Here is a 24,302-nt window from a genome sequence, read left to right on the forward strand (position 1 = left end):
ATGTCGATCGACAAAGACGCAGCCGCACGGCGCATCATGGACCAATTCGGTGAGGAGAGTCGCATTCCCTACCTCAACATCGAGGAAGGCGACGTGGGCGTCCTCATCGCCTTCCCAATCTTCGGCCTGTTCATCGCCGGCTTCACCGGCATCGAATCACTCGCCCTGCCGTTCGTCGCGGGTGGCTTCGGATTCGGCGTCGCGATCGTCTACGTCTCACCCGACCACCTCAATGCGTGGATGTGGACGAAGGACGTCTATCGCTACGTCAAGCGCCCCCAAATCACCTTCAGCTCCCCGGAGGAAGCCGACAGTAGTACCAACGAGACTGAGCGGAACGAGGGCGGGCTCGCGAACTACACACCGTTCAAGCCCGACGATCGGACGCAGGACCTCACGAACATCGAACGGGCGTGGCCGGGGGCTGGCGCGATCCAGCGTGCCGACGGCACGATGGAGGCGTTCATCGAGATCGACCCCGGCAACATGGACTTCGCGATGTCCGACGACTGGGCACAGCTCCAGGACGCCGGTGAAGAGTTCGCCAACAAGGAACTGGACTCGAAGCTCAAACTCCACGCGACCACCCGCTCGTTCCCAGTCGAACAGATTACGGAGAACATCGAAGACCGCCTGAACGACGAGGACGTCAAAGCAAACCCGATCTTCCGGAAACTCCTTGAGGAGTATCGGGAGACGCGGCCGAAGGAGATGCGCGAACGGGGCATCCAGCAGGTGCGGTACTACATCGGCGTCGAGGTCACCCCGCTGGAAGTCTACGACCGCTTCCGCGACGAAGGGACGCCGGCAGAGAAGCTGACCCAGTTCCCCGTCATCGGGTTCCTGTTCAACCCGTTCGTAACCCGCCGTGAGGACCTCACCGACGTCGAGCGCCGCGCACAGATGTTCGAGAAGTTGGACAGCCGGGTCAACGACGTGCGGTCGGAGTTCATCCAGCAGGCGTCGGGCTGGTCCGCACGCCGGCTCAGCACGGTCGAGCTCTTCGTGTTGAATATGGACTTCTGGAACGGCCGCGAACACGAGTACGAGGACGCAGAGCGCGTCGTTCGCGACCAACCCATCATCGGCCACTCACGCCGGGAGGATGCCCATGATGCGTAACCTCGTCCTCCAGACGGGCAGCGGAGCCGTTGGCCAGCTCACGGAGTGGCTCACGAACCCGACCTCAGCTGAAGGTGCGGCTCTCTACATTCTGCTCGCGGTACTGGTCGGGATCGGCGGGAAATCCCTCTGGGACTGGTACACCGACGACAACGAGGAAGAGGTCGAGTTCTCGGACCTCCTCGACAAGGAGACCATCGAACAGGGCGCGGCCGAACGCCAACTCCTCGACGACATCGCCGAGTCACACAAGACGGTGACGGCGCCGGCAGCAATCGAGTGGGAGACGCGCGCGGCACGGGTCGGCGAGCAGTGGACGACGACGCTGTACATCGCTGACTACCCGGACTACCCCAACGACGGCTACCTTTCTGACCTCTTCGAGATGACCGACGTGCAGTTCGATTTGACGGCCCACATCACGCCGAAGAACCAGGAGCGGGCCCGGAACGAACTACAGGATATCGCTGACGACCTCCAGGTGGACGCTGATCTTGAACAGAGCGTGCGGAGTGCCTACCTGCAGGAGCGTGCCAACGAGGCCGCTGCGACGTACACAGCCGTCGAGAACGGCGCGAACGTCTTCGACCAGGGGATGTTGATCACGGCCAGAGCCGACGAGAAGGAGGCACTCCGGGATGCCGTCCAGAAAGTCAAGAGTGCGCTCCGTGACGACCCGGCGAACCTCACGCCGAAGAGCGCAATCTGTCGGCAGGATCTTGCCCTCCAGTCCGCCGCGCCTATCGGCGACAACGAGTTCGGGCGGACGTCGATTGCGCTCGGCGGCGCGGTCGGCGCGTTGCTGTCCTCGCCGCACAACGCGACGATTCTCGAGGAAGGTGGCGTGGAGTTCGGGATTCACAAGGACAACCAGAGCCCGGTCGTCATCGACCCGTTCGCAAGGGATAACGGGTACGCGATGTTCACCGTCGGCGACACCGGTTCGGGGAAATCGTTCAGTTCGAAGCAGAACTTCATCCGGTCAATCGAGCAGAGCAAGGACCGTATCGGCATCATCCTCGAACCGCTGAACAACTGGGCTGGCGTCGCGGAAGCGCTCGATGCCAAACGCATCACGGTCGGTGGGACGCTCGGACTGAACCCCTTGGAGATTCGGGAGACGCCCAAGCACGTCCAGCGGGCGATGGGCGAGGACGCCAGCCCGTTTAACGAGAAGCTCGACGACGCGATGAGCTTCCTGACGAACTTCTTCGCGCTCCGCGGTATCTCGCTTGGCGACCGCCGGACGACGCTCGAACTCGGGCTCAAGCGGGCGTACAAGCGCAACGGGGTCACCGACGACATCTCGACGCACGACAACCCGAGCCCGACGATTCAGGATATGATGGACGTCTTCGAGGACATGGTTGACGACCCTGAGGAGTTCGTCGTCCGGTCCGACGAGGAGGCGGGGAAGATCAAGGAGGACGCGACGTGGCTCCTCGACCAGCTACGCCCCTTCGAGGAAGGAGGACGGCACGCCAACCTCGGCCAAGAATCAGACTTCGACATCCGGGACGAGAAAGTCATCTACCTCGACCTCGCCCAGCAGGAGGGCAGCGTTGACAGCAGCACGGCGCTGACTATGCAGCTGCTCATCTCGCTGGTGTACGAGCGGGCGAAAGTCTCGGAGAAAGAGGTCGTGTTCTACATCGACGAGGCTCGCTACATCATGCAGGACGCCGCCAGTCTGGCGTTCCTCGAGACTGTCTTCCGTCATCACCGCCACCACGACCTCTCGATCCGGCTGGTCACACAGACCGTCGACGAGTTCTTCGAGCACGCCGAAAGCGAGGCGATCCTCGACCAGTGTGCGGTAAAGCAGTTCCACCGCCTCGACGGGATGGACGAGGAGTGGGCCGACGAGTTCGGGCTGAACTACGCACAGATGCGGTTCGTTCAGGACGCTGTGCCTGGCAACGAGGACGCCGGCTTCTCCGAGGCGCTGGTAGGCGTCGACGGCAAGTGGCGCGGCATCCAGGTCAAAGCGATGCCCAAGGAGAAGCAGGTCATCGACTTCGACCCGACCTCCCAAGTTCGGTCTTCGCTGCCCGGTGCCGGCGATGAGGCCGTCGATACCGAGATGAAGGAGTTCCAGGAAGAGCTCAAACACCGAGAAACGAACGGAACGAACGAAACGATCGAACCGAACGAGGGATCAGACGCCGTCGAAGCTGAGCCAGACGGTGGGTCGACGGAGGGGACCAACGATGGCTGAGTACCTGCGCGTCACGCCGACATCCGAGCGACTTGACCCGGAGAGCATCCCCCGAGTCCTCGACAGTCTCCACAAACTGACCACGCCCGGCTCGTCGGGCCTCAGGGCGAAGCTGAACCCGCTCCACAGTGAGACACCACCCCGATTCGAGTTCCTCGCAATCAGTGATGGCCCGGACGACCCGGTGGAGTTCTTCTACGGGGCCGATGCACACCTCGATACGCTCGAGAAGCGCCTCCGATCCATCTATCCAGCCACGTTCGACATCGAACGCGTCGACGTCGACGTCGCCGCTCGGCTCATTCAGCCAGTCGAGTTCACACCGCAGGAATTCGTCGACCACTACGAGGGCGGGCGGCTGCAGTACGAGTTTGGCCCGGGAGAACAGTACGACATCGTCGACGAGGAATCAGGGGACTCCGAGTCAGCCGAAGCAGACCCCGTCGTCGACGGCGGTACGGCAGCCACGAGTATCCCCGACCATTACGTTACTGTCGGGGACTCAGCCCTTGAATTAGCGCCGCCCGATGCACTTCCAGACGAGGAGGAAGAGCGACGGACTATCGAGAAGCCAACGATGACACCGGCAGGAACGATCCTGGCCCGCCCGGTCCAAGACGCTGTCTCGCCGCTCGGTGTTCGGTGGTGTGGCTCCGCGTCGCGGAAGCAGGACTGGATGACTTCGCTGACGCCGTTCACAGCAGAGGAAACTGACGGCGGCCTCTCGTCCGTCGACGAGCCGGGCGCCGCGCTGGCGTCGCTGATCGACCACCTGATGGAGGCGACAGCGCCGACCGCGTTCCAAGTGGTCTTCCAACGGCGTGCCAGCTGGCAGTCCGACGCGGAGGTGCGGAAAGAGGACCTTGTCGACGGTCGGGATACGTTCTTCCAAGAGGTCGTCGGGTCGTTACTCGAGGTCGAGGAGCAGCGGAGCGACCAGGACGACCGGAAGCTCAGCGAGGCCGTCGAGAAGCGGATCGAGTACATCGACGCGAAGAACGCCAAACGGTCGTTTACGGTCAACATCCGGGCCGTCGGTGTCCCCACCGACGACACCCACGACGACCTCGATGGCCGGATGGACTCGCTCCTCCCCGTGTTCGACCCGCTTGATGGACCGTTCTACGAGGTCGAGGGGCAACGCCTCCGGGACAGCGGCTTCCGTGAGAAAACGAAGGAGACGAAGGCACGGGCCGCTCTCCAGCGCCTCCTCAATCGCGAGTTGACGACGGGACGAGGGAAGACCCGCCCCGAGCTGGTCCTCAGCGGGACGGAGCTCGCGAACTTCGTCCTCGTCCCCTCCTCCGAACAGTTGACCGTCGAAGGGACGCGGGGAACGAGGGCCGAACAGCAGAGTCGGAATCCGCTCCCGTTGCCCAATCCGGATCTGATCCAGCAGTTCCAGGACGGGATGGCCATCGGCTACGCGCTCGACGAAAACGGTGAGCCACGGCCGGACCCCATCCGGATTCCGCCGGACCTGTTGCCGACGCATTACGGCCGGTTCGCCTCGACGGGCGGCGGGAAGTCGAAGGCCATCATCAACGACGCCCTTTCGCTTCGCGAGTCGACGGGTGGCCCCGTCGTCCTCGTCGACCCGAAGGGGGACGGAATGTGTGAGAACTACCTGCGCTGCCACTATGAGCGGTTCGGTGGCCTCGACGACGTCTACCACTTCCGCGTCCCGGAGACCATCCCCGCGTTCTCGTTCTTCGACATCCGCCCCGCGCTCGAAGCGGGCCGCAACCGTGAGGACGCGATTCAAGACAAGGTCGACCACTTCCACGACATCCTTCGGATGATTATGGGTCGCGAGCAGTACGGGCAGGCGTTCGTCGCGAACGAGATTCTGAGCTATCTGATCAAGGCGCTGTTCGACGAGGAGTACGGGAGCGACGTGTTCGGCTTGGACGACCTCTTCGCCGCCGCGCTCCGGATGCAGCGCGACCAGACGATTCCCCCGGTCTCTGCGGACAACCAGAACATCGAGGGATCGCTGTCGCGTCACTTCGCGAAGGACAACCACCAGTTCCAGGTGTCGATGGACGCCGTCGGGAACCGCCTCGACAAGCTCAAAGAGGACGCGCATCTCCGGCGAATCTTCAGCCATGTCCCCGAACAGAACGAAACCGGCGAATACGTCGACAACCGCTTCGACTTCCGCGAGTTCCTCGATGAAGACGCCACCATCATCTTCGACCTCGGCGACCTCCGTCCAGAGGCTCAGCGTGCTATCACGCTCCTACTGCTGAGCAACCTCTGGGACGCCGTGCAGGTGCGCCGGCGCGACGGCCAAGCCGACTACGAGAAGCTCACGAACCTCATCATCGAAGAGGCGGCGCCGGTCGCGTCGACAAAACTGGTCTCCGAGCAGCTTCTGCCGCAGGGCCGGTCGTTCGGCCTGAGTATGGGGCTCGTGATGCAGTTCCCCGAACAGGTTCGGAACCGGAACGAGCGGGCCTACGACGAGGTGCTGAACAACATCAAGACGAAGCTCATCGGCAACATCTCAATCGAGCGCGATCTCGCGGAGTCGCTTGCCCACGAGGATCTCAGCCCGACCGAACTCCGTAACCGAATCAACACGCTCCCAAGTGGCGAGTGGATCGTCCAACTCCCGAGTCCGTCGTTCGGGGAGACTGGTCCGCCGCCGTTTTCGCTGAAGCCGCTCCCGATTGCGGCGGGGCATCCAGAAAGCGACCAGCCGCTCACAGAGCCCCAGGAAGACCATTTCGAGTCCGTGTCCCGGCCACGGATGGTCGAGCAAACACAGGCCCAGTACGGGCTGACAGAGCCGACTGGGTCGACCACTGCTCCGGAAGAGACTAGCTGGGGGAGTTCGGGGGCTGAGAGGATGGGCTCGGCTGCCGACGGCGATGCAGCGACCGACCCGACGCAATCCGTGTTCATCAGCGAATCGATGACCGAGGACGGGTCGACCACCCAGCCCGAGACGGACAGCGACCCAGGTTCAGACGGGGCAGAGATGAGCCCCCTGTTCGGGCAGGCCACCGAGACCGACGAGGAATCAGCAGATGACCAAGCAGCGCAGCCGGAGAACGGAGCAACGCCCGTCCAGGAAAGCAGCGTGCCCGTCCCCGATGACGAGCTCCGACAACGCGGGCTCAGCCGTGACGACGTCCGGTTCCTGAATCGGGTCCTCAACGTGATGAACCGAGAGGACGACGAGTACACGTTACTGGACAGGATGAGCCAGCTCCGAGACGAATACGATGACCTCCATATGGAGCGGCTCACGGAGCAGGAGCTACTGGAAGCGGACTCCGCGGCGGGGCGAAAGTACTACACCGTCCTCCCGGACGGTCGAGACCTCCTCCGGAAGGAATTGAAGGCGGGACCAGGAGCGGGCGATCTCGGCGAGAAAACGCCACACAAGGTTGGCGTCCGGCTCCTCGAGCTGTGGCTCCACCAGCGGGATGACGTCGGTCGCGTGGAACCGTACTACGAAACTGACGACGGCACGGTACTGGACGTGGCCGGCATCGACGGGGACGGCGATCTCGTCTGGGCCGGCGAAGCAGAGCTCGCGAGTAACAACCGGCACGCCCCGGTCGAGGATTACGACAAACTCAGCGCGGTGGACGCCGACGCGATCTGGGCCTTCAACAATCGCGAGACGTCGCTCAACGTTCTGGATAGCCTTGCCGACGTGGATCGGATCGACGAGCGGGTCAGCGGGCGGGCGGCACGGTCGTTCGCGACCATCAGAGACGCCGTCGACGAGTTCGATGCTGCGGGAATGACTACCGTTCGCGGGTTCACAAATCTCGATCAGGAGGTCAATCAATGACGTGGCGACAGGCGACCCGCGAGGAGATTTACGCCTACTACGCCGAGGAGTTCCCCCGCTATCTGGACGATCTGCCGGAATTCATCACGGCGACCGGCCCGAAACAGTACGCCATCGCCTTCCGAGAGTCCCACCCGGTTCGCAAAGACGAGGTGCCGGAGAAGGACTTCATCCGGCGGGATACGTGGCAAACAGATGCGTCGGGAGACCGAACGACGCCCGAGTTCGACGACTTCGAGGACGTCGTCGAGTTCATTCGGCACTCAGCTCGCAACGACCCATTGGGGCGGAGCGAGTTCGCACTGGCAGATCCGGAGGTGCTGGAGAAACCGGACCCACGGCCCGACGCCGTCTACTACGCGCTGGATCACTGGGAACGACCGTGGGTCCTCCTCGTCGACATCGACGCGAAAGAGATTGCCCGCGACCGAGCGGACGGGATGGTGTCGGCGGACGTCGACGACCGGGACGGCGATGCGCTTCTCGACGCTGCGGGTATCCTCGACGCCGCTCCCAAGGGATATCCGTACGCCTTCGAAGATATCGACCGCGCCATCGAGTACGGGTTCGAGGTGCGCGATATCTTCGAGGACGATTTCGACGCCGAGGAGACGATGGTCGTGTACAGCGGGCAAGGCATCCACGTCTACCTACTGGATACCGACCCGGCGCACCGATACGACGAGCAGAGTCGCGAGGTGCTGAACGACCTCCTTCTCGAGACCTACGACATCCCGATCGACCCCGTCGTGACGGCCGACCGCCGGCGTGTCGCCCGCCTGCCCTACTCGCTGCACGCCGACGTCTGTAGCATCGTTCAACCAATCGAGAGCTCGGCGTTCGACGTTCGGTCGGCGACACCCGAGGTGATCGACGAATGAGTCCGGGTACCCCCACCGACGACGAGGACATGGCGTATCGGGTTGCGGCACTCCCGCTGGAATACGGTGAGACCCGCATCAACCAGCTGTTTACGCGTGGGTACAATCGATACGTCGTCGACGGCGAGGACCAGCCCGAGGACCTCGTGAACGACGTCGAGCGGTTCGGGACGGCGGCGTTCAAAGAGCAGGTTCGTGCCGACGCCGCCGAGGAACCGTTCGTCGACGAGCCAGGAACGCTTGCCGTGCTCGCGACGCTGAGTGCAATCTGTGTGAAAGAACACCCGAAGTTCGAGCACGCGTCGCCACGGAACATCCAGGTGCTCTACGATATCCGGGAGCTGTACGTCAACAATCTTGCTTCTCTCATCCGCGCCCACGGCGATGGGTCACTCCAGCAGGACATCGCCGACGTGCTGTACAGCAAGGAACCCGGGGAGGATGGCCCACATCCGGGTCGGGTCTGTACGGGCATCACGGAGATGCCGGAGTTCGGGGATGGCCTGTACCTCGAAATACCGATGGCGGCGGCGTCACGCAAATGCCTCGTTCGAGCGGAGGGCGAGTCGTCGACGGGGAGTGACGGCGGGGAGATACTGACGCGAGTGAAGGACAACAACCTGTACGTCCCGGTCGGTGATTTCGACAGCAAGTATCGGGACTACGCTGAGCGGGCGTTCAAGAAGCTCCTGCGTGTGCAAGAAGACGGGCTCTCCGACGACCAGCTATCGTGGCTGACCACGAACGAGTCGGCGATTACGGAGCGGATTGACCGCTTCCTCAAGACCGGCCATCACGAGCGGATCTGGCGGAACTGGGACCGTGGGGAACGGACGATCCGCGTCCTTCGACGGGCCCTGAGTGACGCCCCCGACGACGTGGCGCAAACGGGTGAGTTCCACACGGCGAAAGAGCTCTATCGAGCGGTTACGGCGTACGACGCTGAAGATGACTGGGAATCCTCGGTGACGGACTGGATCTCGAATCCGAGCAGTCTCGCGAAGACGCTGGCTGACCACGAGTCCCACTCGGCCGTCACGATCGACCGCGACGGGCGCGTCAATACGTACCGAATCGGGCGAGCCGGAACCGGCGCCGAACAGATCGAGGTGCGAGAGATCGAAGACCTCTTCGAACTCCCCTGTATGGCGAATATGGAGGAACGGCTCCACGAGAAGAAGCCGGTGCGGAAGGACCTCTACAACTTCGCGCGGATGGTGATGTGGTTGCCGCAGTATCAGGACAGCAGCCTCGACGAGATCGTTGCGGACCTCAAGGACGTCTTCTTCCGGTGGCCGTGGTACGACGAGCAGGAGACTGAGTACCAGGTTCGCTACGAGTTCTCGAACACGATCGACGGCGACACGCCGTTGCCGATGAACTGCGATAACGACGATCTACAGCGCTACTGTATCGGCCAGGACCAGTGTCCCTACTCGATCTGGGGGAGTCTCCCGTTTCCCGATGAGATGTACGAGCAAGTGGACGAGCAGTCCGCCGGTCCCGCTAAGAAATTCTAAATCATAGTCTTCCCTCAGATTTTCGAGAGTTGTTTTGTAGACCAAAACCAACCCCTTCTGAATCCGCGTCGGGCAATTTTCAGCACCTAACACAGCCAGAATCGAGAGAATCGGAGGTATTCCACGACCCGAAGTTCCGAGGCGGAGGACCTCGAGGGACTCAGAATAAGTGAAGCAGCGACCCTAAGGAATCCAGACACGGCCGATATCTCCTTCATTACCCCGCCGTCGAGCAATTTCTGAAACTACAGTATTATCACGGAACTCGTCGAGGTACTTTCTACGCCCTCAAATCGGCCCGACGGGACTCTTCTGCAATTTGAGTTCGTTATTTCGGCTTGCATATCGCGGTTTTGTCCAAAGAAAGAGGCGATATGCAGTGTGCGAAGGCCGCCGGCTCTCTCAGGCCAAGGGGCCATAACGGGGGTAGTGGAATCACAGACGTGTCAGATTTAGCGCATAGGTTGGGCGGGTGCGTTTCGGTGGTGTCTGTCGCCCCCACGAGGGGGTGGCGGGGCACATCACGTGCCCCCGATAGACGATGGCTTCGGAACGACGCAGCGAAACACGAGCAGCGCATTACGCAGAAACTACCCCTGATGGTGAGGCGCCGTGGGCGGACCTCGAGATGACGGTTCCGACCGACCGGGATCACGCGTCGGTCGTCGCGCTCGTGGAGTGTGCTCTCGTCGAGCTCACGCACGAGGCCGTGGGCGCCGTCTTCGTCTCCCGGCAGGTCGGACGGTCGTCGCGAACGCAGTACGTTGCCGGCGACGACGTCGGCGAGCAGTTCCAGAAACGGCGCTTCGACGACCGGCTGGGCTGGCACGAGACCACCGTCCCTCGACGAACCGTTCGCGACGAGCTCATCACCCAGCTCACCCGGTCGCCTTCGACACCGGCGGAGCGGTCAGGTGAGAGAGCAGCCAGCGAGGCAGACACCTTCGTCGTGAAGCCAGTTCGAGAGCTCCGAACGCCGTAGCAGCGAGCCATAACCAACATTTCGAATCGATACCGGCACACTGTTGGTTAACACTGGGGCTGGATCCACACCCTCGCACCCACCCACCGCCGACTCCTCGAGTGAATGAATCCTGGCGACCGGTCGGCTCGAACGGCGGTCGCGACGGGTTTTATCGGGCCTCTACTCCTCGAGAGCGAGTATGGTCGTCGTCGAAGAGGTCACCAAACTGAGCGAGCGGCGTGCCCAAACCTCGTCAGAGGCATTTCCGGACGATACGCTGGCGTCGATTCAGTCGGCCGTCGAGGCCGTCCCAGCAAGCGTCTTCGACGGCTCGACGAAACACAGGGAGGTCGGGGGGTTCGATGCCGCGATCGCCGACCGCCTCTCGCAGTACGAGTACGAGGGGGACGCCGCGGGCGGCTACAACCCGAACTGTAAGCTCTGGTCGCATCAGGGGTTTAATTACAGCGTCGACCTCTACGACGCCGACGCCCGCATCGCCATCGAGGTCGAGAAGAGCGAGCGGAAGAACGTCAGCGACGACCTCCTCAAGTTCCAGAAGGGGTATCGCACCCAGAAGGACGGCCGACCGAAGATCGAGTTCGGCTGTCTGGTGGTGCCGGTGAACTATCTCGGTCGGCATAACCTCTACCAGCACAGTCTGACCAAGCTCGACTTCATGAAGGGCGTCCTGTTCATCGACGACGTCGCCGTCATCGGCTATCGCGATCCGCGGCCTGACTGACGCTGTCACTCCTGACTGTTTATTTGCGCCAGAAGGCGTGCAGCGCGCGGCAGTGTGCACTGCGTGACTCACCATGCCGGGTCCCGATCTGCACGACGACACGAGTAGCGACTACGAACGGTTCGAGAAGGAACAGCTCGCCCAGGACCGCGACGCCATCAGCGTCGACACGGCGGACATCGACGACACGACGGCCCAACGCTTGGTCAACGACCTCGTCGACGCGGACATCGTCACTGCGGTTCCCGAGGACCAAGTTCTGGTTCACGAGCCAAGCGGTACCGCGTTCGACTCATCGACGCAGCTGGCCGTCTTCCACCGTGGCTGGACGGCCGGCCGCGACGCCGACGCGCAGGGCGAGTGATGCAGCAAACCCTCGTCGGCTGTGCGTTCTGCGACGCGCCGCCCGGTACCGAGACTGGCGAGGCCCACACCGGGGGACAGGACGAGCGGGTCACCCACCCGATCTGTGTCGACTGCGCGATTCAGACGGAGTCGGATCCCGACGTGTGCGATCACGTCGCCTGTGACGGCTGTGGGCTAGTCGTTGACACGCTCGCAGCGCTCACGCGATTCCGGGTCGAACTGGGGCATCTGGAAGGTCCGTTGCAGTTGTGCGCCCGCTGTAGCCCGGGTGGGCTCGCGACGTACTGGACGCGCGATCTCGAGGAGCATCTTGTCCAAGAGGTCAGCAAATAAAGAGGAGAGGCGATGTCCGTACGTCACCCCCGGAACAAGGCCTGAGCCCGTCATTTAAATATTTGTAGCACGATGGTACTACCATGAAATACGCGAGTGTCAGCGTCAAGTTCCCGGTCGAACTCGACACCGAAATCGAGCGATTCCTCGATGAAACGGGGATCTACACGAATAAGAGCGAGTTCATCAAGGAAGCATGTCGGTCCCATCTCCGAGAGCTCAATGACGACACGGCGATCGCCGCGCTTCGGCTAGAGCAACTGTTGGCGCAGGCCGAACAGAGCCGCCAGTCCGATAGCGATATCGACGCAGAGCTCGCGGCACTCGGGGAGAAAGTCGATCCGGATGACCTCGAACAGGCCGTCGAAGAGGCACAGAAAGAGACGTCCGAGCAGGTGTACGGATCTGACGCGTGAAGATCCTCGATACGAATCTGTGGGTCTTCGGGACACTGCGAACCAACGAGCAGGCCGCTGAATTGCTTGCTGAAATCGATCGCGGTGAGACAACGTCTGCTATCAACGCGTACATGGTCCAAGAAGCGCTGGCCGCATTCGACCGGACACAGAGTCTCTCTGCGGCGGACCGTGATACCGTCAAAACGAGGTTTCTGACGCGACTTACGCGAATGACAGGGCTCATCGAGGCGCCGTCGAGTCGCGATGTGAGCGACGCACTCCTGCGAGAACAGCGATCAGCTCCGACCGTGCAGACGCTCGCTCGCGTCTGTGAGATCCAGCCGAAGGACGTTCCAATCCTCGTGCTGGCGTTTGAGCACCGTGACCGCAAACCGACGATTCTCACAAACGACGGATCCTTCGCCGAGCTGGAGCCAGCAGCGCACTCACTCCCTGAAATCACCATCGAACACGTTCCCTGACAGCGCCCAATCTCGCCACGGCAGCGCCTCCTCGACGACCATGTGATTGTATGACTCGGACGCCATATATTGAAAGCGACGGCGGTATTCGGTATCGATATGGAGTGCCCTGCGTTTGGCGGCCCTGTCACGATGGAAGTGGGGCCAACCCACCCGCTCTCAGCATCAGTGGGGGATGCACTGCTTGCTGCTGACGAAGACGAGCAGATCGTCGTCGCCTGTGACGGCTGTAGACTGGTCGTCGACACGCTCGCAGCACTGACCCGGTTCCGGGTCGAACTGGGGCATCTGGAAGGCCCGTTGCAGCTGTGCGCCCGCTGCAGTCCGGGCGGGCTCGCGACGTACTGGACGCGCGATCTCGAGGAGCATCTCGTGTCAGACTGCTGCTCGGCCGAGCGTGGCTCACACTGTACACATGAAAACGGCTAAGTTGGCTAGCTCACAATGTACACATAATGAGTAGCGATAAGAAACGCGTCCAGTTCCGGGCGCCACACCGGCTCATCGACCGGACCGACGCCCTCGCGGAGGTGCTGGGCGAAGACCGGACGAACATCCTGGTGACCGCGCTCCGGGAGTATCTCCAGGAGGCCACGCATGACGATGCGCTGACTCAGGAGATCGCGGCCGCCTACTACGACGACGAGATCACCTTCGAGCAACTCAAAACTCTCGTCGGTGCCGAGGAGGCGGCGAATCTCCGGGTGTTGAAACAGCAGCTGGACGAGGACTTCATCGACGAGGTCGCCGACGCATAGATGCCGACACTCGTCGCCGATGCCTCCGCCCTCGTGAGTCTCGGAATCGTCGCTGACGACGACCCCAATCCGCTCGCGCTCTGCCTCGCTCGATACGAGGTCGTCGTCCCAACGGCAGTCGTCGAGGAACTCCGAGATATTGCCTCCTACGATGACTCACACGGTCGTGCTGCATCCATTGTCCTTGATCGAACCGACGCGCTCGAGACACGGTCAGTTGCCCTTGATGCCGAGTTTCCGCTTGACGATGGCGAGAACGCGGCCGTCACGCTCGCCAATGACCTCGATGCCGAGCTCTTTCTCTGCGATGAGTTTACCCAGCTTGGCTTGCTCCACGCGTCGCTCGCTGATACGCGGCTCGTCACGACGCCGACGCTTCTCTCAGTGCTCGTTCGAACCGAACAGCTCTCAGCTGACGATGCGCGGCTGCTCCTCGATGCGATCAGCGACGCCCGTAGCTGGGACGCGAACAGCTACGTGCAACGTGCCCGCTCGTTGTTCGAGGAGTCCTGACACCGACGCTGTCGCCTGCCGTTCTCTGGATACCCTCTGTCTCCGTCTCTAACCGATCTGGACGCGAGTGTGAGCCAGTCTCGTTGCTCCCATATCCTTACGCCACCACGACGCGTACGCCGACTATGGACTGCCCCGCGTGCGGGTCCCCAGTCACCCTCGAGGTCGGACCGGACCGGCCGCTTTCGACGTCGCTGTCCGACGCCATCCTCGCAGCCGAAGAGGACGAGCATATCGAGGTGACCCGAGACTGCTGGGACTGTGGCTGGCACGAAACGCGGACGCTTCGCGTCGCATCGATCGACACAACCACAGGCGACAAGACTGCCGTCGAGCGAGCCGCACTCATCGACGAGATTACCGATGAGCTCGCGTCGATCGGGAGTGTGGACACGCTTGCGGAGATGCTGGCTGCGATCCGCCGGCAACGAGCAACCAACCCGGCGAGGACCGATACGGACGACGCGACGGAGTGACTCGCAATGCCTGATGCTGAGCCCCACTATAACGTCCGTGAGCAAACCGGGAATCCCGAGCACGCATCGGTCGACGATGTGGTTGACCTCGTGATCCACCGAGCGCAGAACCCGCGAACCGAGCACGAGGATGCCCATTTCGATACGGCGGTCGCGGCTCTCGTCGACAGGTACGGACCGGAGTCGGTCCGGACAGTCCTCCACCGCATCCTCGTCGACGACGAGCCGTTCCGGACCGCCACGAACGGCCTTGAGATGCGCAACGTCGACGGCGTTCGGATCGGGACCGCAGCCGGCTGGTTCCTCGAGGAACTGAACGCACAGGACTCCGACTGAGACTGGCGGGACAATCCCGTCAGGGGATCGATGTGCAAGCTCTGTGCATACGCCGAAACGGTTATCACTCTATGTGCAGAACGTGCACATAGAATGAGCGCAAGCGACGATCCGCGACGGGTCCATTTCCAGTCGCCGGAGTATCTCGTCGACCGGCTGGATGCGATCGCGGAGCTCTTCGACAAGGATCGGACGGATCTGCTTGTCGAGGCGATTCGCGAGTACATCGAAGACACAGCCGACAGCGAGACGTTCCAGGAACTCGTCGCGACGAAGTACTACGATGACCAGCTTGAGTTCGAGACGGTCAAACAGCTAGTCGGCGCCGAGACTGCCCAGCGCCTCCGGCTTCTCAAAGCGGATCTCGAGGATGAACCACTCGATCTCGCTGCCCCCGACGACATCGACGTCTACGATGGCGACGCGACGGCGGTCGAGCCCGCAGGCGACGACGAGCGATGAGCGGCCGGCGACTGCGAACGGTCGTCGCCGACACTAGTGCGCTCATCAGTCTCGCGGTTCCCCGAGCCGACGCGGCCGTCGACACTAACACTCTGGACCCGTTCCAGTATCTGCTCACCTCGTGTGAGGTGTTCGTGCCGTCAGAAGTGGTCGCCGAACTCCGTGACATCACGCAGTATCAAGACATCCACGCCGGGGCTGCGAACAACGTCCTCGCGGCCCGTAGCCACTACACGGTTGACGACCCCTACAAGCGTGAGGATACACCGGACTCTCGACCGACGTTCGGGCTCGACGACGGCGAAACCGACGGGATCGTCCTTGCGAACGCGCTCGGGGTCGATGGGTTTCTCACCGACGAGTTCGGCGGGACGAACTTCCCACTCATCCACGCCGTACTGCAGGGGCCGCGGATCGTCCCGACGCCGCGGCTCATCGTCGACTACGCTCGGAACGGGCATCTGAGCCCCGAAGAGGCTCGGACGCTGATCACGACGATTAGCCCGCATCGCAGTTGGGAAAACAGTCCGTACGTCACACAATTGCTCCACCGTCTCGGAGAGTAACCGGTCTCCGAGTAGCGATGCCGAACACCCAGCGCCGGCGACGACACCCGAAAGCCCTCGGCCGCTCGGCATCCCGCGACCGCGCGAGACTGCGTCTCGCTGGCCCTCGTTCGCTTTGCTCACGAGGACGCCGCTGCGCGCCTCGTACCTGCGGTGCTTGCGGGGTCGGGGGACGGCCGAGGCGGCCTCGCCCTTTCTGAGTCCGCCAGGACGGTAGATGGCTCCCCCGGCCGACGAGGTCGGCTGGACAGGTGCGTACGTACCGGCCCGCCCCGCTCGCCGCTGCCGCCCTCCGCGTCGCTCGCGACCGACCATTCCGGGCGGTCTGCCTGCAGTAGCGGGCGGACTGCCGGGCTAAAATGAATGTGCCCTCGACGCCAGCGGGAAAGCGCGGGGGATTGCGCGGCGTGGCTGCTCACCCCCCACGCTTTCTCCGCTGGCCGCTCGCTCCGGGCGGGTCGGCGCGCGGTGCTGGTCGGGGCCACCTCATGCAGGCGCGCTCTCGCTCGCGCCCGGTAGGGCGCTCGCGAAGGCGCGAGCGAGAGCGCGCAGATGGTTCTGTCAGTCGTTGTCGTCGGAAAACCGCGATGTTATAGCATCGCGGTGTCGGCGCGTGAGCGCCTTCGGTCTTTGGTGAGACCAATGTCAAGTAACAGCTCTAGTAGCAAGGTCGTTACGGTGGATGACCAGGCATTCGAGAACGCGGGCGAGCAGGCGGTCGATGAAGACGGCTTCCCGGTCGTCGACGAGACGCCGGAGTTCGAGGCGACGGTCGAGCAAGAGACGCAGGCGAAGGTGGATGCGAACCACCCGGACGGAATCGCGGACACGAGCGAGGACCGGATTCACGGCGTCACCCTCGAACAGGAGGAGCGCATTCAGGCGCGGGAAGCAGAACTGGAGCGCATCAGTGCCCAAGCCGAACTGGGAACGCAGGAGGGACGCGCGAAGCGGACGCGAGACATCGCAGCGAAGCGGAGCGCTGAGCGGCGTGTGGAGTTTCAGAAGCGGGCGGCGAGCGTGAATCCGATAGCGGACCCGGAGCGAGACGATCCCCGTGCAGAGCTCACGCAGGAGCAGTTGGCAGCGGTGAACAAACAGTCGATGCGGTTGGCCGAGAAGTTGGATGGCTGGTCGCGAGCAGCGATTGGCCGGCGGCTGGGTGAAGCCGTCGTCGGTGGGAAAGACCTGACGAGTGCAGTCGTCGAGGTGTTCGAGGAGTTGCAGACAGCACCTGGGACGGTGATTCCCATCGGAAAGATCGAGGACATCAATCGCAAAGAGGTGAGCGTTGAGGGTCGGGTCGAGGTACTCTGGGATGCGGACTCGCCGGCCATCGCTCAAGTCGGGCTGATCGCGGACGACAGTGGGAAAACGAAGGTGACGATTTGGGAGAAATCAGATGCGCCGTGGATTGAAGAGGGTGAGCAGGTGCGTATTCACAAGGCGGCCCGGAACTGGTACGATGGGCGCGTCTCACTAGCCGTTACCGGGTGGACTACGATTCATTGCCCAGAGCGCGGTCGGTGGTGGGAATAGCCGGTCATCGCTCCCCTTTTTTGCTGGTGTGTACGCGGTCACCGCCACCTCCCACCACCTCCACGGTCCGGGCAGCTCACGGCGCCAAGGCGCCGTTGCGCGGCCGGGCTTTCGCCACCGCAGTCCATTGGTGTCACCACCGTCCCCTGTGGTGTGTATGTGCCCCCTGATGGATGAGGGCACTCCGAGAGACGCGATGCGCGTGTATTCCCTCGTGTGTATCTATGGCAACCAGAGACATCTACGAGACAGCGTTCGACGAAGACGTCCAGACCGACGCGGAGTCGAATCAGTGTCCCGAGTGCGACGGCCGGGTCACCACAAACGCAGTCGAAACCGTCTGCGAGGACTGTGGCCTGGTCATTAAGGAGCAACGTCTCGACCACGGGCCAGAGTGGCGAGGGTTCGACGAAGACGAGCGCGACCGGACGGGTGCCCCACTCACTGCGGCCCGCCACGATCGCGGCCTGTCGACGGAAATCGGTCACGGCACCGACGCGAACGGGAACGAACTCTCAGTGCAGAAGCGACGGCGACTCGCGCGGATGCGCCGTGAGCAGACCCGTGGGCGGTTTCAGTCGAAAGCGGAACGGAACCTCGCACACGGGCTGGGCGAAGTGCACCGGTTGGCGAGTGCCCTCGAGCTTTCCGAGTCGATTCGCGATCAGGCGTGCCAGCTCTTCAAGAGCGCGCAAAACGAGGATCTGCTTTGTGGCAGGTCTATCGAGGCGATCGCCGCGGCCAGCGTCCACGGGGCCTGCCGGTGCAACGGCCGGTCGCAGCTCCTCGACGACATTATGACGGTGGCGACGGTCGCAGAATCGCGGGTCACGAACGCGTACAAGACACTCAACCAGGAGCTGGGACTCCCAGCCAAACCCGTGAGGCCGACGATGTACATTCCGCGGCTGGCATCCGATCTCGACTGCCCGGAGCGGATCCGACGCCGGGCGCGAGTACTTGCCGAAGCAGCCGAGGAGGCGGGCGTGACGACCGGCGTCCACCCGGCCGGCTTCGCCGCGGCCTGTCTCTACACGGCCGGCCAAGAACAGGGGTGGTGGGTGACGCAGTGTGCTGTCGCCGAGTCCGGGAACGTCACGCCGACGACTGTCCGGGCGCATTACGAGACACTAAAAGAGCAGGTAGCCTGAGAACGCTCCTGCACGAACACAACAAAAAAGAGATAGTTTTCTCAGGAAACTATTTGTTTCTAGCCCGCGTAGCACCCAGTATGACCGAGACGTGGGACGACATCAACGAGCAGGTCAAGGCGGACTGGAAAGACGACACGACGCCATTCGAGCGGGTGTACGAAGTCGTTGAACAGACCCACGACGGACAGTCGGCAGCCGAGATCGGCGAGCGGGCCCTCGTGAGTGAGCCGACAGCGCGTCGCCACTGCAAGTCGCTCGTGAACACGGGCTTCGCCGAGACGGAACAGGATGGCCAAACGACGCTGTACAAGCGCAACAGTGATCGGGTGTTGATGTCCCGGATCCGCGAGCTGCGTGAGGAAGTCACTCGACCGGAGTTGCTGGACAGTATCCAGGAAATGAAGGCCGAGATCCGGCGCTACGAGGATCGGTACGATGTGGTGTCCCCGGAAGAACTCGCCCAGCAGCTTGAAGCCGGCGAGACGAAGGGCTGGGATGACCTCACCGCGTGGCGCACGACGCGACAGAATCTCGCCGTCGCGCAAGCAGCACTCGCGTACGACGAGGCCAGCCACCAGCTCGCTGTATGAGCGACGACGACCGCGCCGGCGAGTTCGGGCCGATCTATCTTCCGGCGCTCCAGCGGATCCGTGACGTGTGGCTCAACCTTGAGCCGCTCGTCGACGAAACGGCGTATGACGACGTCGTCGCCCCAACGGAACTGCAGATCAGCCTCAGCGATGGGTTGGGCGACGCTGAGAGCGCTCGGCTCGATATCCAATGGAGCGAACTGGGGATGTATTCGTTCCACTACGTCGATAGCGACGACATCAACTGGCGCTTCGATCGCCACCCGAATACACACTCGCCCGAGATCCACTTCCATCCTCCGCCCGAGGCCGCGACGACGGCCGCCGAGCAGTCCTGTATCGACGTGACTGAGGTCTCACTCGTGACGCGTGCCGTCCATGCGATGTGGCGGGCAGCGTACGAGGATGATGCACTGGGTCGGCTGAATAGTGCGTCAAACCCACCGTAAGGATGGATGTAACCGAGGACGCAGTTCGGGACATCTGCACGGACGCAGTCTTCAAACGGGGCGAACGATATCTTGCTGAAGGCCGTATCCGCAAGATTCACCGCGTCGACACCACCGTAACCGCCGTCGTGAGTGGCAGCCGTCAGTACGATGTTCGTGTTGACCTCGCCACGGAGGGGTTTGCCCCGTGGTGCGATTGTCCGTACGATGGGCCGGGAGCGTGCAAGCACGTTGTCGCCGTGTTGCTTCGGTGTGTCGACAACCTCCCGCCTGACGACGGCGATCAACTCGACGCCGCACTTAACGGCGCCGACACCGACGACCTCCACGCGTTCCTGCGTGAGGAACTTGCGACCGATGCGGATCTCCGCGCCCGTTTTCTCGCCCACGTCGGCGAGCCGACGAGACAGTCGGTCGACGAGCTTCGTGCCTCGATCGACCGGCGGTTCGAAGAGACGAATCCTGAGTACCACGTCGTCTTCGAGCCGATCGACTTCACGCAGTGGTTCGATCTCGCGAACGAGTACCGCGAGCAAGGGCGGTACGCGTCGGCGGCGACCGTCTATCGGGCCCTCGTCGAGTCGCTCGACGACAACATGGAGCGCGTCGACGGCGCGTACGACCACTTCTCGTGTGCGTTCAGTCGGGCACTCGACGGATATGTCGACTGTGCCGCGATCGCGGAACGCGACGCTGATGCGGTCACTGACGCCGTCGCATTCCTTGAGGAGCGGGCGACATCGGGAACGCCGTTCCTCGCGGAACACTTCGAGAAGGCAGCAGTCGATCTCCGGGAAAGGGCGGATGAGTAGTCCTGCCAGTAGCTGTGTCGCCTTCGATAACGCCCACAAGTTCGAAGATCACGAGAATTAGTTTGTATCGCGGTCAGCCACGTTGATTCGCTGTTCGCGAGCAGCTTCGACATCCGAGTAGAGCACCAACGCGTGCTTGATGAGGCGACGGTCCTCCAGATTCTCTTCCCAGCGTGTAATCACGTCACGGCGTTCGTGAAGTTCGTCACTTGCGAGGTCGCCATCAGCAAGCGACTGTTCGAGCTCTTCCCACGTCTCGACATCGTAGGCCGCCTGCCAAGCCTCGATCTCTTCGGTGATCGCCGCCAATTCGTTGCGCAGCTCCTCGCGTGTGTTCTCCTCGATGAGCGAACGGATTTCCTCGAAGAGCAGGCGCGTGTAGTCCGGCTGATAGCGAGTCGTCTCGCCGGCCTCGACGCGACGCAGTTGGCCCTGGTCAACGAGATCCTGGAGCTCCTCGTTGGTCGTGCTCCAGGCGGCGTCGGCCTGCTCGCTGATCCAGTTAACTGAGCGGGGGTCCCGAAGTAATTCGGCGACCGCCCGAATGCGGTCGCGGGCGCTCATCGACTTATCCCACGACTGAACGCCATCTCGCGGAGATTCGGACATGCGTGGCACCTCTTGCAATAGTGTTCGTGCCTTACACTCATATATGATTGTACCTTCTCGCATAATCGAGAGTTTGTTACGAGCATAGGCGTCCGGACATTGAAATACGAAACCGACAGAAGCTATGAGCCAACCGATGCACAACAGATATTCTGATTTTGAGGAACTGCGGCCGACCGGCGAGGCGTCCCACATTCCGGACACGAGGTTGGACGACGGGTGTGAAGGTGACCCCCGACGGCAACGCGTCGCGACGAGCGCTGGTGGCTACCCCGATGCGCCGACGGTAACCGACGCCGAGTGCCGGTCCTGTGGGGCGTCAGTCCCAGACGGCCAGACAAAATGCCGGTTCTGCCTCTCTAACCATCTCGGGAGTGACGCCACTCGCAGGACCGAGTCGGCGTCGACGACGGTCCTCGGCATCGTCCACCTGGTCGTCGAGTCGGCCACGTTCTACGGCGCCGTCGCGAAGGGCGGCGCCGCGGCGACCCTCCTCTCCGCTAACGAGGCGGAGCCGGCCGTCGACGACTCCACGATCATCTACGACCTCGACGAGGCGCCGGCGCGCCAGCTGGCCGAGCACTGGCCCGCACTCCCCGACGCGGGACAGGTGGCGTCAGCGGAGGGAGAGCGGCTTCTCAGTGCCGCCCGTGACCGGACTGGGTGGCACGGGCAGGAAGCGTCGGAGCGGCAGGAGCAGGCCCCGACGCGGCTCTACGACCAGCGTGGGGACGGCATCCGCGACGCGTCGCATCTCAACGCGGTCCTCGACGACGCCGACGACGCGGTGTGGCTGGTTCCAGCGATGGCGCTGACCGAATCTACTGGCGAAGCTGCGGCTGATCGCCAGGCGTCGTCGGTACCGACGACGCAGGAACTCGACTGTCAAACCTGTGGACGGGCGACCGACCATCAGTTCAAGACCCACGAGTCGGTCCCGCATGAGGCGTGGACGGGACAACCGATCTGGGAGTGTCGGGTGTGTGGCTCGGCTCGCTACGGACCCAGCAAAGCGGGTCAGGACTCGTCTTAACCAACATAGCGACACAGAAACACACCAATGTTGGTTAACGAGCAGCCCCAGTCCGACAGCTACCCGCAGCCGGAGAGGTTTCTCTGCGCCGTGAATCGGCGAGGCGCTACACATGGACCCACGCAACACACCCGGATATCGACTGCATCGCTCACTCACCAATCTCAAACGCATCGAGACGGCCGGACTCGACGACGCAGATCAGGAGCGGATCGAGGCAGCGAGAGCTCTCCTGCAAGACGTGAGTCTGCTCTCCCAGCCGGAACACAGTGGAGACGGCGATGCGCAGATCGAGTCCTGAACGGTGTCGAAACGATGAATTTGGCTGAATCGCTTCTGAGAGTGTTTATCGCCCCCAAGAAGTGTTGCGGGGTGAACCAGTCGTGGACGGCCTGCGAAAGGAAACAAATGCGGTCAAATACACACAAACGGGAGACGCTCCGTGAGAATGGTATCTTCCATCCGCGTGCCAACAGCGAGATAATCGAGAAGGGGTTAGAGGCTAATGCCAACTAAGACGCTCGAAGCCACACTCGCGCCGCCAACAGCCCACAAAGAGCACAAACTGTGCGATCTGCGCGACACCTACCGTGAGGGGCTACACGAGGCGTTCGAGGCTGGGTGCGACACGATGAGTGCAACCAGCGACGTGGTGACGCCCTACGACCTTCCGTATCAGGCGAAAGCGGCGCTCTGCAACTACGTCCCGCAGCTCCACGACACCTACGACGCAGAGAAGTTGGATGACGACCACCCGGTTCGACTCACCAACCAAGCCGCCGAATTTGACCACTCGCCAGAACGCGATTACGAGTTTACGTGGTGGGTACCACAGCCCGGTCGCGGGACGAACTTCTGGATACCGCTTCGAATCAATCCCGAGCAAAAGGGGCTGTGGCATGACCTCGTGGACGGGGACGCATCCCCAGGACAACTCCACCTGCAACGGAATCGCACCTCGTGGACGCTTCACGTTACCGTCGAGTTCCCGGTCGAAGAACCCGACTACACGACAGATAGTGACGACGTGACACACATCGGTCTGGACATCGGTGAATCGGCCCTGATTACGGGCTGTGCCCTCAAGGACGGTTCACCGACTGGCCCGTTCGTGTGTGACGGTTCGCGTGCGAAGTGTCTCCGGAAAGAGATGCACACCACCCTGAAACGACTCCAAGAGCGTGACGCCGCCGAGTGGCGGATTGACGAACGATTTCACTATTACCAGAACGCGCTGACAGATATTGTCGAGAAGGTGTCTCGGCAGGCTATCGAGTACGCCCGTCGCTTCGAGAAGCCGGTAATCGTGATGGAGGACTTGACCTATATCCGCGAAGAATTGGACTACGGGGGGTACATGAACCGCCGACTCCATGCTTGGGCATTCGCTCGGCTACAGAAACGCGTCGAGGACAAAGCGCGAGAGGCGGGTATCCCGTTCGAGTACGTCCGGCCGGAGTACACGAGCCAGACGTGTCATGCCTGCGATCACATCGGAAGCAGAGCCGCCCAAGGCACGTTCCGGTGTACGAACGACGAGTGTCAAATCACAGTGTTTCAGGGTGATATCAACGGCGCAATCGACGTTGCAAAACGGGCTGACCCGTGGGGAGAGAGCGTGCCGCTGAAACCGGCAGGCAATGACTCGCCTCGGGATGGGAGTGCCTGTGACAGCACCACGACCCACCGTGAGAGGAGCGAGCAACACTCGCAGATGACTCTCTCGGCATTCTGCGGGTCGGAACCCTCTACCAGCAATAGTCGCACTTAGCTGGTATTCCCCATGCGCGGGAAGCCGTGCCAGAACGGCGCGGAGGATGTCACCGGACGCTGTGGTTCAGTCTCCAATACGATTCAGAGACGGTCGAACAGGGAGAGACGGTCGGGAACGGCGCGCTCGCGACGGTGCGCTGGTACGCCGGCGAGCCGGTCGGCGACGGCCACCTCCAGGGACAGTTCGCGGCCCTCAAAGACGTCGTCGGCGACATGATCGACAAGGGCGTCTTCACGCCGTCGACGGCGAGACAGTACCTGAAACGGAAGCTGGCCGAGCGAGTCGGCGACCGACAGGAGCTGCTCATTCCGACCGGAGAGTCACCCTTCGAGAAGGCGAGTCTGAACCACTCCTAGGTCGATCTGCTTCGTGGCAGCTGCTGTTTTTCGGG

27 protein-coding genes and 1 pseudogene are annotated in these 24,302 nt (G+C 62.5%); 27 read left to right on the forward strand and 1 reads right to left on the reverse strand.

Going from position 1 to position 24,302, the window contains the following annotated elements:
* The 23 genes from KZ498_RS21400 (at window position 1) to KZ498_RS21510 (ending at window position 20,495) form a co-directional block, all read left to right on the forward strand.
* A complete protein-coding gene (locus tag KZ498_RS21400; RefSeq protein ID WP_312621472.1) occupies window positions 1-1,122 on the forward strand; it encodes a hypothetical protein in 1,122 nt (373 codons plus the stop codon).
* Window positions 1,106-3,340: a VirB4 family type IV secretion system protein gene (locus KZ498_RS21405; RefSeq protein ID WP_312621473.1), complete on the forward strand. Its 2,235-nt coding sequence runs from the start codon at window positions 1,106-1,108 to the stop codon at window positions 3,338-3,340. The genes KZ498_RS21400 and KZ498_RS21405 overlap by 17 nt, the downstream gene beginning before the upstream one ends.
* Window positions 3,333-7,151, forward strand: a complete 3,819-nt coding sequence (locus tag KZ498_RS21410) for an ATP-binding protein (protein WP_312621474.1) — start codon at window positions 3,333-3,335, stop codon at window positions 7,149-7,151. Before KZ498_RS21405 ends, KZ498_RS21410 begins: the two co-directional genes overlap by 8 nt.
* Window positions 7,148-8,032 carry a DNA primase gene (locus KZ498_RS21415; protein WP_312621475.1) on the forward strand — a complete coding sequence of 295 codons (885 nt, stop codon included), beginning with the start codon at window positions 7,148-7,150 and terminating at the stop codon, window positions 8,030-8,032. The genes KZ498_RS21410 and KZ498_RS21415 overlap by 4 nt, the downstream gene beginning before the upstream one ends.
* Window positions 8,029-9,552, forward strand: a complete 1,524-nt coding sequence (locus KZ498_RS21420) for a primase-associated protein (RefSeq protein ID WP_312621476.1) — start codon at window positions 8,029-8,031, stop codon at window positions 9,550-9,552. The genes KZ498_RS21415 and KZ498_RS21420 overlap by 4 nt, the downstream gene beginning before the upstream one ends.
* 541 nt (window positions 9,553-10,093) lie before the next feature.
* Window positions 10,094-10,534, forward strand: a complete 441-nt coding sequence (locus KZ498_RS21425; protein ID WP_396276165.1) for a hypothetical protein — start codon at window positions 10,094-10,096, stop codon at window positions 10,532-10,534.
* Window positions 10,535-10,715: 181 nt separating this feature from the next.
* Window positions 10,716-11,261 (forward strand): hypothetical protein, encoded by a 546-nt coding sequence (locus tag KZ498_RS21430; RefSeq protein ID WP_312621479.1) that lies wholly within the window; start codon window positions 10,716-10,718, stop codon window positions 11,259-11,261.
* A gap of 73 nt (window positions 11,262-11,334) precedes the next feature.
* Window positions 11,335-11,625 (forward strand): hypothetical protein, encoded by a 291-nt coding sequence (locus tag KZ498_RS21435; RefSeq protein WP_312621480.1) that lies wholly within the window; start codon window positions 11,335-11,337, stop codon window positions 11,623-11,625.
* A complete protein-coding gene (locus tag KZ498_RS21440) occupies window positions 11,625-11,960 on the forward strand; it encodes a hypothetical protein (protein ID WP_312621481.1) in 336 nt (111 codons plus the stop codon). The genes KZ498_RS21435 and KZ498_RS21440 overlap by 1 nt, the downstream gene beginning before the upstream one ends.
* Window positions 11,961-12,043: 83 nt before the next feature.
* Entirely contained in the window at window positions 12,044-12,376 is a 333-nt protein-coding gene (locus KZ498_RS21445) for a hypothetical protein (RefSeq protein ID WP_312621482.1), read from the forward strand.
* Entirely contained in the window at window positions 12,373-12,840 is a 468-nt protein-coding gene (locus KZ498_RS21450) for a hypothetical protein (protein WP_312621483.1), read from the forward strand. Before KZ498_RS21445 ends, KZ498_RS21450 begins: the two co-directional genes overlap by 4 nt.
* A 99-nt stretch (window positions 12,841-12,939) precedes the next feature.
* The gene (locus tag KZ498_RS21455; protein ID WP_312621484.1) at window positions 12,940-13,269 is read left to right on the forward strand and encodes a hypothetical protein; all 330 of its coding nucleotides are present in this window, start codon (window positions 12,940-12,942) and stop codon (window positions 13,267-13,269) included.
* A 26-nt stretch (window positions 13,270-13,295) separates the two neighbouring features.
* On the forward strand, window positions 13,296-13,598 hold the full coding sequence (locus KZ498_RS21460; RefSeq protein ID WP_312621485.1) for a hypothetical protein: 303 nt from the start codon (window positions 13,296-13,298) through the stop codon (window positions 13,596-13,598).
* Entirely contained in the window at window positions 13,599-14,111 is a 513-nt protein-coding gene (locus KZ498_RS21465; protein WP_312621486.1) for a hypothetical protein, read from the forward strand.
* Between the two features lie 125 nt (window positions 14,112-14,236).
* The gene (locus KZ498_RS21470; RefSeq protein WP_312621487.1) at window positions 14,237-14,587 is read left to right on the forward strand and encodes a hypothetical protein; all 351 of its coding nucleotides are present in this window, start codon (window positions 14,237-14,239) and stop codon (window positions 14,585-14,587) included.
* A gap of 6 nt (window positions 14,588-14,593) precedes the next feature.
* Window positions 14,594-14,923: a hypothetical protein gene (locus tag KZ498_RS21475; RefSeq protein WP_312621488.1), complete on the forward strand. Its 330-nt coding sequence runs from the start codon at window positions 14,594-14,596 to the stop codon at window positions 14,921-14,923.
* A gap of 93 nt (window positions 14,924-15,016) precedes the next feature.
* Entirely contained in the window at window positions 15,017-15,385 is a 369-nt protein-coding gene (locus tag KZ498_RS21480; RefSeq protein WP_312621489.1) for a hypothetical protein, read from the forward strand.
* A complete protein-coding gene (locus KZ498_RS21485) occupies window positions 15,382-15,951 on the forward strand; it encodes a hypothetical protein (protein ID WP_312621490.1) in 570 nt (189 codons plus the stop codon). Before KZ498_RS21480 ends, KZ498_RS21485 begins: the two co-directional genes overlap by 4 nt.
* Before the next feature lie 642 nt (window positions 15,952-16,593).
* On the forward strand, window positions 16,594-17,490 hold the full coding sequence (locus tag KZ498_RS21490; RefSeq protein ID WP_312621491.1) for a DNA-binding protein: 897 nt from the start codon (window positions 16,594-16,596) through the stop codon (window positions 17,488-17,490).
* Window positions 17,491-17,714: 224 nt separating this feature from the next.
* Window positions 17,715-18,641, forward strand: coding sequence for a transcription initiation factor IIB family protein (locus KZ498_RS21495; RefSeq protein WP_312621492.1), 927 nt, complete (start codon window positions 17,715-17,717; stop codon window positions 18,639-18,641).
* An 80-nt stretch (window positions 18,642-18,721) separates the two neighbouring features.
* Window positions 18,722-19,234 (forward strand): winged helix-turn-helix domain-containing protein, encoded by a 513-nt coding sequence (locus KZ498_RS21500; RefSeq protein WP_312621493.1) that lies wholly within the window; start codon window positions 18,722-18,724, stop codon window positions 19,232-19,234.
* The gene (locus KZ498_RS21505) at window positions 19,231-19,683 is read left to right on the forward strand and encodes a hypothetical protein (RefSeq protein ID WP_312621494.1); all 453 of its coding nucleotides are present in this window, start codon (window positions 19,231-19,233) and stop codon (window positions 19,681-19,683) included. Before KZ498_RS21500 ends, KZ498_RS21505 begins: the two co-directional genes overlap by 4 nt.
* A gap of 2 nt (window positions 19,684-19,685) precedes the next feature.
* Window positions 19,686-20,495, forward strand: a complete 810-nt coding sequence (locus KZ498_RS21510) for an SWIM zinc finger family protein (RefSeq protein WP_312621495.1) — start codon at window positions 19,686-19,688, stop codon at window positions 20,493-20,495.
* A 57-nt stretch (window positions 20,496-20,552) separates the two neighbouring features.
* On the opposite strand, the gene KZ498_RS21515 is transcribed toward KZ498_RS21510, so the two are convergent.
* A complete protein-coding gene (locus KZ498_RS21515; protein WP_312621496.1) occupies window positions 20,553-21,104 on the reverse strand; it encodes a hypothetical protein in 552 nt (183 codons plus the stop codon).
* 136 nt (window positions 21,105-21,240) lie between these two features.
* Between KZ498_RS21515 and KZ498_RS21520 the strand changes: the two genes are divergently transcribed.
* From KZ498_RS21520 to KZ498_RS21535, 4 genes and pseudogenes are all read left to right on the forward strand, one after another.
* On the forward strand, window positions 21,241-22,137 hold the full coding sequence (locus KZ498_RS21520; protein ID WP_312621497.1) for a hypothetical protein: 897 nt from the start codon (window positions 21,241-21,243) through the stop codon (window positions 22,135-22,137).
* 112 nt (window positions 22,138-22,249) lie between these two features.
* Window positions 22,250-22,438 (forward strand): hypothetical protein, encoded by a 189-nt coding sequence (locus KZ498_RS21525; RefSeq protein ID WP_312621498.1) that lies wholly within the window; start codon window positions 22,250-22,252, stop codon window positions 22,436-22,438.
* Window positions 22,439-22,642: 204 nt separating this feature from the next.
* Complete coding sequence (locus KZ498_RS21530; protein ID WP_312621499.1) at window positions 22,643-23,908, forward strand: transposase; 1,266 nt, start codon at window positions 22,643-22,645, stop codon at window positions 23,906-23,908.
* A gap of 50 nt (window positions 23,909-23,958) precedes the next feature.
* Window positions 23,959-24,267 (forward strand): annotated as a pseudogene (locus tag KZ498_RS21535) (DUF6735 family protein); the annotation flags it as partial.
* Window positions 24,268-24,302 lie beyond the last annotated feature (35 nt).

This window comes from Haloarcula sp. 1CSR25-25 (genome assembly GCF_032027985.1).
Classification (GTDB): Archaea; Halobacteriota; Halobacteria; order Halobacteriales; family Haloarculaceae; genus Haloarcula.